Origin of the sequence: Niastella populi (assembly GCF_002078015.1) — a bacterium.
Lineage (GTDB): Bacteria > Bacteroidota > Bacteroidia > Chitinophagales > Chitinophagaceae > Niastella > Niastella populi.
This window is the reverse complement of the sequence record NZ_LWBP01000192.1, coordinates 1-11,093: the sequence shown is the minus strand read 5'-3', so window position 1 is coordinate 11,093 and position 11,093 is coordinate 1. Positions and strand designations below refer to the sequence as shown.

Annotated in this window: 11 protein-coding genes; 8 read left to right on the top strand and 3 right to left on the bottom strand. The window is 45.1% G+C overall.

Annotated elements, in window-relative coordinates:
* Positions 1-47: 47 nt before the first annotated feature.
* The 8 genes from rpsF to A4R26_RS19975 all read left to right on the top strand — a co-directional run bounded on the left by rpsF (position 48) and on the right by A4R26_RS19975 (position 6,694).
* Positions 48-401 (top strand): 30S ribosomal protein S6, encoded by a 354-nt coding sequence (gene rpsF, locus A4R26_RS20010; RefSeq protein WP_081167269.1) that lies wholly within the window; start codon positions 48-50, stop codon positions 399-401.
* 4 nt (positions 402-405) lie between these two features.
* Positions 406-672, top strand: a complete 267-nt coding sequence (gene rpsR / locus A4R26_RS20005; RefSeq protein WP_014221276.1) for a 30S ribosomal protein S18 — start codon at positions 406-408, stop codon at positions 670-672.
* 10 nt (positions 673-682) lie between these two features.
* A complete protein-coding gene (gene rplI / locus A4R26_RS20000) occupies positions 683-1,129 on the top strand; it encodes a 50S ribosomal protein L9 (protein WP_081167266.1) in 447 nt (148 codons plus the stop codon).
* A 388-nt stretch (positions 1,130-1,517) separates the two neighbouring features.
* Entirely contained in the window at positions 1,518-1,883 is a 366-nt protein-coding gene (rbp, locus tag A4R26_RS35885; RefSeq protein WP_081149826.1) for an RNA-binding regulator, read from the top strand.
* A gap of 537 nt (positions 1,884-2,420) precedes the next feature.
* Complete coding sequence (locus A4R26_RS19990; protein ID WP_081167262.1) at positions 2,421-3,797, top strand: HAD-IB family phosphatase; 1,377 nt, start codon at positions 2,421-2,423, stop codon at positions 3,795-3,797.
* A 55-nt stretch (positions 3,798-3,852) separates the two neighbouring features.
* Positions 3,853-4,731: a universal stress protein gene (locus tag A4R26_RS19985; RefSeq protein WP_081167258.1), complete on the top strand. Its 879-nt coding sequence runs from the start codon at positions 3,853-3,855 to the stop codon at positions 4,729-4,731.
* A gap of 566 nt (positions 4,732-5,297) precedes the next feature.
* Entirely contained in the window at positions 5,298-6,338 is a 1,041-nt protein-coding gene (locus A4R26_RS19980; RefSeq protein WP_081167255.1) for a trypsin-like serine peptidase, read from the top strand.
* Positions 6,317-6,694: a carboxypeptidase regulatory-like domain-containing protein gene (locus tag A4R26_RS19975; RefSeq protein WP_081167251.1), complete on the top strand. Its 378-nt coding sequence runs from the start codon at positions 6,317-6,319 to the stop codon at positions 6,692-6,694. The genes A4R26_RS19980 and A4R26_RS19975 overlap by 22 nt, the downstream gene beginning before the upstream one ends.
* 439 nt (positions 6,695-7,133) lie before the next feature.
* Here A4R26_RS19975 and A4R26_RS19970 read toward each other — a convergent pair whose 3' ends face one another.
* The 3 genes from A4R26_RS19970 to A4R26_RS19960 form a co-directional block, all read right to left on the bottom strand.
* Entirely contained in the window at positions 7,134-8,501 is a 1,368-nt protein-coding gene (locus A4R26_RS19970) for a 3-keto-disaccharide hydrolase (protein WP_081167248.1), read from the bottom strand.
* A 19-nt stretch (positions 8,502-8,520) separates the two neighbouring features.
* Positions 8,521-9,723: a Gfo/Idh/MocA family protein gene (locus tag A4R26_RS19965; protein WP_081167240.1), complete on the bottom strand. Its 1,203-nt coding sequence runs from the start codon at positions 9,721-9,723 to the stop codon at positions 8,521-8,523.
* A gap of 265 nt (positions 9,724-9,988) precedes the next feature.
* Complete coding sequence (locus A4R26_RS19960) at positions 9,989-10,996, bottom strand: FAD:protein FMN transferase (RefSeq protein WP_081167237.1); 1,008 nt, start codon at positions 10,994-10,996, stop codon at positions 9,989-9,991.
* Between the last annotated feature and the right edge of the window lie 97 nt (positions 10,997-11,093).

Below are 11,093 nucleotides of genomic sequence, written 5' to 3'. Positions count from 1 at the left end.
TTGCAGCCCATTTTAAAAATTATTTTTTAACCAACAAACAGGGATCAATGAACAATTACGAATTGATGGTGATTTTTACCCCTGTGCTTTCTGACGACGATTTCAAAGCGTCTCAGAAAAAATACACCGACTTTATCAAAAGTATCGGCGGTGAGATTGTGCACGAAAATCCCTGGGGACTGAAATCACTGGCGTATCCGATCCAGAAAAAGACCACTGGTCTGTACTGGGTAATGGAATACAAAGCGCCATCCAACCTCAATGAGCAGTTGAAAATTCAATTGCTGCGTGACGACAATGTGTTGCGTCACATGTTCACTGTACTCGATAAATACGCCGTCGAGTACAATAACAAAAAGAGAAGTGGTGTACCTACAGGAACTGAAAAAGTAGAGGGATAGTACTATGGCAAAAGCAAATGAAATTAAGTACCTGACCGCCATTAAAACCGAGAAACCCCGGAAGAAATTCTGCCGTTTCAAGAAATATGGCATCAAGTATGTCGACTACAAGGACGCTGAGTTCCTGAAAAAGTTTTTGAACGAGCAAGGTAAATTACTGCCCCGCCGCATTACCGGTAACTCTCTGAAGTACCAGCGTAAAGTAGCACAGGCTTGTAAGAAAGCTCGTCAAATGGCTTTATTACCGTACGTAACTGACCTTTTAAAGTAGGAGGACAACCATGGAAATAATACTGATACAAGACGTAGATAACCTGGGTGGTGCCAATGAGGTCGTTAAAGTGCGCAATGGCTATGCCCGTAATTTTCTTATTCCCCAAAAGTTCGCGGTAGAAGCCAGCCCTTCTAACCTCAAACAATTGGAGGAAAGAAGAAAACAAATAGAGAAGAAAGAAAAGAAAATGCTTTCTGCTATCAATGAAGTTATCGCGAAACTGAAAGAAGGCGCCCTGAAGATCGGAGCTAAATCCGGTACCAGCGGTAAGATCTTCGGTAGCGTTACCTCATTGCAACTTGCCCGCGCCATCCGCGAGCAAAAAGGATATGAGATCGATCGTAAAAAGATCACTCTTCCTGAAGAAGTAAAAGAACTGGGCGCTTATAAAGCTACCATCGATTTCGGCAACGGTCATTCAACCGAGCTGGAATTTGAAGTAGTGGCAGAGTAATTTGTTCCCACTTCAATATAACAGCCTTTTCTGCCGCGCGCAGGGAAGGCTTTTCTTTTTTTAAGGGCTTTTTAAGGCAGATGGTATAGGAAAAAACACCATATTGCAGCACCCATTCGGGCCTGTTTTCGGAGGTGCGATGAAAATACCCCTACTGTTGCATAAGTACTTGTCTTTGACCAAATCAGTATTTTGTGCAAACCCGCTCCCTTATTGGAGTAGGTAATTTTTTTATTGTTTAAATCAAATTATTTCTCCTATCTTCATGTTAGATTAATGTCTTAGTTCTCATGTTCTGCAGTGTCTTACCTGTTTTTCGGTTTCCTCAGTTCATTGTAGCAACTATTGCCATTATCCTTTTTTTCAGAACACTAAAATTTTCGTTACAATGAACATTTATGTAGGGAACCTCTCCTGGCAAATGACCGATGAGGATTTGAGAACCCTGTTTGAGCAGTACGGCTCAGTTACTTCTGCTAAGATTGTTAAAGACAAAACCAGCGGACGTAGCAAAGGTTTCGGATTCGTTGAAATGCCTGAGGACAGCGAAGCACAAAACGCGCTGACCAGCTTATACGAGTCTGAAGTTTTAGGCCGTAAGATTATCGTTAACGAAGCTCAGCCTAAACCACAAGGTGGCGGCGGCGGCGGATTCAAAAAACGCAGCTTCGGTGGCGGCGGCGGCGGCGGTGGCTACAAAAAAGGTGGCTACAATCGCGGCGGTGGCGGCGGTGGATACAACAGAGATTATTAATAACACTAACGCATCGACTCGATATAAATCCTTCCGGTTGCCCGGAAGGATTTTTTATTTTCCTTATCCGGTAGTCAGTAAACAACTGCAAAAGGCAAATTATATTCAGATCGCTTTCAAACTTCGGTTATATGTTGCCAGGGGGCGCCCAACGGCACATGAACAGGGGCAGCCACTACATCGAAAAATGCGTTTTGCCACCTCTCACTGCTTCCAAACCGTTAACCGTCAAATGGCTGACTCATCAACAACCTGCCTCTCCGGTGGTACAATATTTTATTTAATTTTCTTTTAATAGCATATTAACCCCCAATCAATATCTACAGTTGATCTTCAAGGCAGGAAAAATAAGCCCAGGACACATTATATGTGGATTTTTCCCCACATAAGGAGATTTTAATGCCTGATTAAAACAAAGGCACATCTTTTGCCTTTTTAGTGAGGCTTTGGCATGCGCATACAGATTGGCCTATTTTCAAGCTTTCTTTTTCCTCGAACCACTTGCACACACGTAGAAACTATAAACCGGAGAAATTTATGCTAACTGTAATTATACCTGTATTAAACGAAGGGAAAACTATTGCCAATGTGGTACGTTTCTGCCAGCAGTTTCCGCAGGTAACGCAGATCATTGTAGTTGATGACAAGTCGGAAGATGATACGGCTCAAATAGCAGAACAGGCCGGTGCCCAGGTTATTATCAGCAAGGTACGGGGTAAGGGCATTTCCATGAAAGATGGCATTGCCAGGGCCACCAATGAGCTGATCATTTTCCTGGATGGCGATATTGATCCTTATCCGGAAGGCACTGTATCCAACCTTGCAGCACCCCTGCTGGCCGATGAGGCCGACTTTGTAAAAGGCAGCTTTGCCCGTAACGCAGGGCGGGTAACCGAACTGGTTGCCAAACCATTGCTCAACATCTTTTTTCCCGGCCTTTCACATTTCTCACAGCCGCTCAGCGGGATGATTGCCGGTAAAAAATCATATTTCCAAAAGCTCGATTTCTTTAACGATTATGGTGTCGATATCGGCATCCTTATCGACATGTATTTAATGAAAGCGCGGGTAACCGAAGTAAACATTGGTTATATAGAAAATAAAAGCAAACCCTGGCAGGCGCTGGGCAAAATGAGCAAGGAAGTAAGCCGGGCCATCATCAGCAAAACCCAGATGCAGCATTCAGATCTTATAAGCGAAGAAGAGATCCATTCGCTGGAGACCATTAACCGCGAAATGAATAAGACCCTGCGGGAAAAATTATCAGGCTTTCACAAAATGGCCATCTTCGATATGGATGATACCATTTTGCAAGGCCGGTTCATCGATGCCTGTGCGGCAGCATTTGGCTTTACCGCCAAACTGGAAGACCTGCGCGCCCGCGAAAAAGACGCCATCATCCTAACCAAACGCATCGGCTCGTTTTTAAAAGGGCGCACAATGGATGAACTGTTGCATGTAGCCAGCCAGATAGAAATGGTAAGTGATATAAAAGAAGTGGTGCGGGAATTGAAGAACCGCGGTTATATCATTGGCCTCATCAGCAACAGCTATACATTGATCACCAATTTTGTACGGCAAAAAATAGGAGCCGATTTCTCTTATGCCAATCAGCTTGAATTCTTTGAAGGAAAGGTAACCGGCGAAATAAATCTCCCCTCCTATTTCTTTGGTTCACCCGAAAGCGTATGCGGCCACTCCTATTGCAAAACCAACGCCCTCCAATATGCCTGTGACAAGTACAATGTGCCCCTGCAACGTTGTATAGTTGTGGGCGACAGCCGCGACGACCGTTGTATGGTAGGCCATGCCGGCCAGGGCGTTGCGTTTAGAACCAAAGACGATCTGCTCGAAACAATAGCATCTACCAATATTCGGGAGAATAGTTTTAAATTGCTGCTTACGCTGGCCTAAGCACCAGGAACACAGTTAACCACATTTCTAATCAGTAAACCTAAAACGAACGTCTATGCCAGGAAAATTATATAACATTCTTGTGCCGGTCGATTTCTCGGGCCGCAGCAAATGGGCACTTTCCAAGGCTATTGAACTGGCTAATACCTTTCAGTGCAATATTCACCTGGTACACGTGGTATCGAAAAATCTGCTGCCGCTGGTGCCTGTTGACGCAAGCATGCTGCTGCCTTACGACATAACCGCCGACCTGAACAATGCGCGCAAAAAACTTGAGTTGCTTAAAGAAACTTACCGGCATCATTTATGCGGCGAAGGAAAAATAGAGATCAGTTTACTGCAGGGGCGCCCCAGTCAGCAACTGGTGAAATATATTGAGCAATACGATATGGACCTCGTAGTAGTAGGCTTATCGAAATTCAATCTCATCCATCGCATATTATCATCCGTTTCCATCAGCCAGCTGGCCCGTAAAACAAACGTACCTGCCCTGGCCATCAGATCGAGCGGACTGGTAAGCCATTTCAAAAAGATCGTTTTACCGCTTACCAACGAAGTGCCGGTACGCCGTATTAAACTGGCCACATTACTGGCCCGTACGTTTCAAAGTACCGTTTACCTGGTAAGCCTGCGCAAAGATGATAACGCTGCAGAAGCGGTAGTTAACAAAACGCTGGAGGTTATACAAAGCCTCAGCACCATTCCCGTACAATGCTTTTTGCTGGAAGGAAAGAACCTGGCCAAGAGCACGCTTGAGTTCTCAAAACGCATCAATGCCGATCTTATAATGGCCAACCCGTTGAAAGAATTCCATATGCCCGGATGGTGGAACCGCATTACCCGTAAACTGTTATCGTATGGGTCGAAGATCCCCGTAATAACAGTTGATAAGAACAGTGAACAACAAAAGGCTTCCCAATCACAAACTTCATAAGTAGCTAAATTTTGTTTTTTTAGATAGCGAAAGCTCCCGCCATTGGCGGGAGCTTTCGTGTTTAAACAGGGGAATGTTATAGTACATTGTACATGTTACAAAGACTTGCTGTTCACAATTTTTTTATATGAAAAGAGAATGAATATAAAATATACTCTATATCTTTAAAAGGTGAAGTGGAGGGTAGTAGTATTATTGCAAGGAAATATGTTTACGAAAACCATAGCCGTCCAAAGCGTTGATTTCACCTCATAAGAAGGCCTATGAGGAATTACAGAGGCAACCACCTGCCATCATTATCCGAAAATACAGGCTCTGACTTTCCCCCGCGTTAATTATCATTTCGGGTAATGGCAACTGTTAACATTGATTGCCTCTCAACAAATCACTTCTCCGTTCCCATCTGTGGTTATATGGTTTCACTGTAATGAAAGGTCAAGTTCGATCATTTAACGGATCTGTATTGCACACACCTGTACGTAACAGGTTTGTTTGTACCGGCACGTATGAGCACTGCTTTCCTCCCTGCTTCAGCTCTTCATTACAATAACCAAAAAAACTAATTTATGAAGCCAAAAACTTTCTCTGAAACACTGCGTTCACCCAAGAATGGCAACGACAAAGAACAATTGATGGCTACAGCTCCCGGAACGGGCGTCATTGAAAATTTGCCAGGTCAGTCATACATGGGAACAGAATCTGAAACCGAAACGGAAGTAGAACAGGTGGAAGGCTTTAAGATGTCGAAACCAGGCGAAGCCGATAAAGAGCTGTATAACAGGTTGAGCACGGAAAACGAATCTGAATCATCCTACATCTCTTCTTCACTGGAAGAGGCGGGTACAGAGGTAACAGAAGAGGAAGGAGAAGGCGCATTCATGCGGGATGCTTTCTTTGCCAGTTATCCCGAATTGTATGAAAAAAGTATTTCCGAAGTAATTATCGGTACAGATGACCGGGTTCGCATCTCTCCCACTACCTCATTCCCATGGCGTGCTATCTGCTCCCTTCGCATCACCGCTCAAAACGGAGCCCGTTTTATTGGAACCGGCTGGCTGGTTGCTCCCCGCACTATTATTACCGCCGGCCACTGCGTTTACCTGCATGCCCAGGGCGGATGGCCTAAAAGCATAGAGGTTATACCAGGCTTAAATGATGCCGCACGCCCATACGGTTCCTATATCGGAACTTCGTTCAGAAGCGTTTCCGGTTGGGTGAACGATAAAAAAAGAGAATATGACTACGGCTGTATCATCCTGCCACGCGCATCGCGCCCCGGCGATAAAACCGGTGTGTTCGGTTTTGCGGTAAAAGACAATCCCTATTTGATGAACGCCTATCTGAACCTGAGTGGCTACCCGGGCGACAAAGGCGGCAATCAACAATGGTTTATGGCCCGCAAAGCAAAATCAGTTGCTCCCCGCGTCATTTATTATGAAATTGATACCATGGGCGGACAAAGTGGTTCTCCGGTTTGGGTCAAAGTTGGAAACGCCCGCTATGCAGTAGGTATTCATACCAACGGATTGATCACCGGTAATTCAGCAACAAGAATTGTACAGCCTGTATTCAACAACATCCAGGCATGGAAAAATCTTGGCATGTAATAAAACAAAACAGAAAAGGATGGCTGGCCATTACCGCCATCCTTTTCTGCTTTATAACAGTATACTGGTTGATCAAAAACCATTACTTAATTATGACAGCAGCAAGCACAACCAGCGTAAAAGGGGTATTGTATAAATCTGCCACCGGCACCCCCGTTGAAGGCGCTATAGTGATGATCGCCGAAGGAAGTTATGAACATCCCGACATTGCCGCGCAAACCGATTCCCAGGGTGTTTTTTTTCTCCCCAATTTGCAGGTTCCGGGCACTTACACCCTGCTAATAAACTATAGCAACGAATCGAAAAGATTAACAGTTAACATTACAAAAGACAGTGTTTTGAGAATTCCGTTGTAAAACAGACACTTATTGCTCTCCGCAAGGCTTTCACGACATTACTATCCTCAATGTTGATGGCTGTCATTTTACTGCCTTCACGCTTTAGCAACTTTTTAGCAAGCCAGGCAACCATCAATTTGGTGCAGCTTTTTTGCAGTATGGATCGTTTACCATCGTAATATTCCTAATTTTTTCCACCGTTTTCTAGGAGTAATTATTTATTCCTGCAAAATCTTTAGTGCAACTATTTTTTAATTGCATATTCTTTTGCAACTTTGCAGTAGGATAAGGTTTAATGGTTAATGGTATTTGATTAGTGTAGGGTCGCCTGTAAAAGGGCGACCTTTCTTTTTTAGGAAACGCTCCAACTGTGCCGGAACGCAAAAACGTCTTTTAACGAAATACCCCGGCGAAAACTTCCGCCAGGGTATTGTAATGATTTATTAGCCGTATACAGCTATTTCAACGCCTTGATCTTGATGCTCCTGAAGCTTACCTCATTGCCGTGGTCCTGCAGCAGGATATGCCCTTTGGGCGCTTCGCCAAAGTTCTTCCATACTTTATACTTGCTGATGGCAACCAGCTCTTTAAAGGCCGGCGAACCGCGATCATATTCAACCACTTTTACGCCATTCAGATAATGCACCACATGATTGTTGGGATATACAACCACCCGGCCTGTATTCCATTGCCCCGGCTGGCGAATGAACCGTTTTTGTTTATCGGCTTTTATAAGATCATATAAAGAACCGAGGGTCCGGTTGCCTTCACGTCCCAGTTTGGCATCGGGGTGCAGGGTATCGTCAAGCACCTGGTATTCGAGCCCGATGGCAGAACCTGAATTTTTCTCCGATAAGGTCACAAAGTATTTTACTCCGCTATTGGCGCCGGGAGTGATCTTAAAATCGAACGACAGATCGAACGCGCTATATTGATCTTTGGTTACAATGTCACCGCCATTGGTCGATTCGCCGCCGGTAGATGACTGCACTGTTAATGTACCATCCTTTATCTCCCATCCTTTTGCAGGAAAGGTGGTTTTGTAAGCCCCTACCCAACCATTGGAGGTTTTACCGTCGAACAACAACTTCCAGCCATCGCTTTTTTCGTAAGGCGCCAGGTTATTGGGAATATAGTTGGCAACATAAACGCCTTTTGCGAAAGCGGCGGGTTTCAGATCGCCTGTTTTAATGCGAATATTCCGCCAGTGGATCTTTTTTCCTTCCAGTTCCGCTTTATTGATCGAATGCACCTGCAGCGCAATAAAACCGCTTTTATCAACGGTATCTACAACATATGCAGCAGGTTTGTCATTCACCCATGTTCTTATATTGTTTCCTATGCATTCAATACGTACTTTGTTGAACTCACCGGGTTTAAAGGCATCCTGCGCGCCGGGGTTCAGCGATAAGGGATATAACCAGTCGCGGCGTGCTTCATCATATATACCGCCGGTCCAGCGGCGGGTCGATGGGTCGAGTTCAAACTGGTAACCATACACCCGGCCTTTTCCATTATTCAACTGGGAATTATAATGACTTCTGAACTGAATACCTGAATTGGATGTGGTATCTTCTATTTTCACTTCCAGTTCCAGTATGAAATCGCCATATTCTTTTTCAGTTACCAGAAATGTATTGGGTGAATTGGGCACGGTAATACCAACGATTGCGCCATCCTCGATCTTATACTCGGCTGTACCGGTGATCTTCTTCCAGCCATTAAAGGTTTTTCCATCAAATAAATTCGTCCAGCCCTTGCCCGTCTGAGCTGTGACTACTGTTGTCAAAATAATTGCCAGGAGTGCGCAGGAAAGTTTTTTCATATGTCAGTTAAAATAATAATTACGATATGTTATATACAGGTTTCCATTTTTCAATGGTATGATTGAAGATGGCTTTGTTGGCAAGTGCAACGCAAATGGCCGTGGTACCGCCGGTAATGATATTCGATGCCGGTGCTTTTTTATGGGTTATGCAATCGTGGAATTCAAGCAAGGCATACCAGGTACCATCTTTCATGGGTTCGTTCATAATTTTGATACCGCCTTCTTTGTTCCATTCAATTTTTGTGGCGCCGGTTACGCCGTCTACTGTCTGTAATTCTTTTTTTGTAGCAGCTTCAGGATAATATATGCCATCATGCATCAGCAGATGCACTGCACCTTTGGTGCCTTTTATTTTGAAGATATAACCGTCGTGCGCATTACCGCAGGTGGCGCCAAAGTTACCGATCATGTTTTCTTTTGAATAGCGCAACATCACCTGTACGTTATCGTAAGTTTCACGGCCATCTTTGTAGAAGTCGATACCACCTGTGCCCAGCACTTCATCGGGATGGGTGTTGAATGCCCAGTTTACAAAATCCATCTGGTGCGATAACAGCTCTGCCGGCAGTCCGCCGGAATATTCCTTATACATCCGCCAGTTCACCTGTTTATCGGTATAGCCTGCAGGAACGGGGCGACGCCAGTTCCAGTTGCGGTCCCAGCGGGAATCTATCTGCGTAACCTTGCCCAGGTACCCTTTATCGATCATCTCCTTTACTTTGAAGTATAAGGGGGTCGACCGGTACTGGTGGCCTATTTGTACGATCTGCGCGGGATGTGCTTTTGATATTTTTACCAGATCGAGCGTTTGATCAATTGCATAGGTCATCGCTTTTTCAAGGTAGATGTGTTTGCCGGCGAGCAAGGCGTCTTTGGCGATGCGGTAATGCTCGCTAAGCGTGGTAGCGATCACTACAGCCTGAATCGATCTGTCATCGAGCAGTTGGCGGTAGTCTTTATATACTTTGGGATCTATGGAAGGCGAGCTCTTTTTTGCACCTTCAATTCTGAAATCAAGTACATCGCAAATGGCCGTCACCGCAAAACGGTCGCCCAGTTCGCCGAGCATTTTCATAATACCCGTACCGCGGTCGCCGCACCCGATGATGCCGATGTTTATTTTTTCAGCGGTTCCGGCAAAAGCCTGTAACCATTGATTACCTAACAAAAGGCCGCCGGCCAGCAAACCAGACTGTTTAATAAAATGTCGTCTGCTCATAAAGCAAAAGCAAAAGTTTAATGTTTTATCGATAAATGAAATCAGGACCCCTATCCCTGTATAAGTAGTAAAATCTCATTTATCGGCTGCATCCACCCCACAATTTAATTTTTCAGCACTAAAGCTAAACGCTTAAGGCTGAAGGCAAAACTCCAAATTTCAGAGAACCCCACAATCCGTACCTGGCGAAATCTGCAAAAAAAGGCCAGATCGGTAATCAGGCTCAGCCTTCAGCGCACTGCCTTTTGCCTTTCGCCTTCAGCCTTCAGCGTTTTGCGTTTTCCAGCAATGTATAGAACCGGCCCGATGCGGTATCCGCGATCCTGCCATTAGGGGTACGGTATATAAAATAGGCCGCGATATCCTTTCGCTGCTCCGTAAACTGCAGTGCCTTTTGCAAACCCATCACCATCAATGCATTATCATAGGCATCGGCGGTAATGGCATCGGGCGCAAATACGGTTACACTGATCAATTCATTGCGGGCCGGGTAACCGGTGCGCGGATCGATCAGGTGGGTGATCTTTTTACCCTCACTTTCATAGAATTTCCGGTAGCTGCCCGAGGTGGTAATGGCGCCGCTGTCGACCGAAATGATCTTGCTGATCATCGACAGTTCAAAATCATCGTCGCCCGGCGCTTCTATGCCTATTTTCATATTCTCCATGCCGGGTTGTTTATGCCCTTTTACCCTGATCTCACCACCCAGTTCAACCAGGTAGTTGGTGATGCCGCGGGATTCGAGGAACCTCGCAATTACATCAACGCTGTACCCCTGGGCGATTCCGTTCATATCGATGCTGGTGCAGGGTCTTTTCTTAAACAGGGTGTTTCCTTTTGTATAAAGGTTTAATGAGCTTACACAGCTTTTTAAGGTCTTTATAGCTGCAGAATCGGGAAGGGAGTTTATTTTCTTTGGCCCGAAACCCCAGGCTTGCACGAGGGGTTGAACGGTAATATCGAAGATGCCGTTGGTTAGGCGGTAAGTTTCGAGAGATTTATTCAACACGGTGCGGAAGTGATCGTCCATGGCGACACCGCCGTTTGAATTATTGAAACGCGTGATCAGGGACCGGGGGTTGTAAATGGAAAGTGAGGTATCGATCTTTTGCAGAATGCTGTCGATCTGTTGCTGACCGACCATACTATCATGGGCATACCAGGTTATGTGGTAGGTAGTGCCCTGGGCTTTTCCACTGATCTGTATTTTACGCCATGCCGGTTGCTGTAAGAAAGCGGTACATATAACCAACAGTACACATAAGTATCGCATAGCGCAAATTTATGAAAAACAGACGGGTAGATGGTGGCTGTTTAGTAAGCAGGATTGGCATAATGCCTGTTTGTGGTTTATGGTTTGTGGTTTGTGG

What these genes read in the sequence shown, in the direction of transcription:
- rpsF (WP_081167269.1), top strand. Translation starts at nt 48, where the DNA reads ATGAACAATTACGAATTGATGGTGATTTTTACCCCTGTGCTTTCTGAC.
- rpsR (WP_014221276.1), top strand. Translation starts at nt 406, where the DNA reads ATGGCAAAAGCAAATGAAATTAAGTACCTGACCGCCATTAAAACCGAG.
- rplI (WP_081167266.1), top strand. Translation starts at nt 683, where the DNA reads ATGGAAATAATACTGATACAAGACGTAGATAACCTGGGTGGTGCCAAT.
- rbp (WP_081149826.1), top strand. Translation starts at nt 1,518, where the DNA reads ATGAACATTTATGTAGGGAACCTCTCCTGGCAAATGACCGATGAGGAT.
- A4R26_RS19990 (WP_081167262.1), top strand. Translation starts at nt 2,421, where the DNA reads ATGCTAACTGTAATTATACCTGTATTAAACGAAGGGAAAACTATTGCC.
- A4R26_RS19985 (WP_081167258.1), top strand. Translation starts at nt 3,853, where the DNA reads ATGCCAGGAAAATTATATAACATTCTTGTGCCGGTCGATTTCTCGGGC.
- A4R26_RS19980 (WP_081167255.1), top strand. Translation starts at nt 5,298, where the DNA reads ATGAAGCCAAAAACTTTCTCTGAAACACTGCGTTCACCCAAGAATGGC.
- A4R26_RS19975 (WP_081167251.1), top strand. Translation starts at nt 6,317, where the DNA reads ATGGAAAAATCTTGGCATGTAATAAAACAAAACAGAAAAGGATGGCTG.
- A4R26_RS19970 (WP_081167248.1), bottom strand. Translation starts at nt 8,501, where the DNA reads ATGAAAAAACTTTCCTGCGCACTCCTGGCAATTATTTTGACAACAGTA.
- A4R26_RS19965 (WP_081167240.1), bottom strand. Translation starts at nt 9,723, where the DNA reads ATGAGCAGACGACATTTTATTAAACAGTCTGGTTTGCTGGCCGGCGGC.
- A4R26_RS19960 (WP_081167237.1), bottom strand. Translation starts at nt 10,996, where the DNA reads ATGCGATACTTATGTGTACTGTTGGTTATATGTACCGCTTTCTTACAG.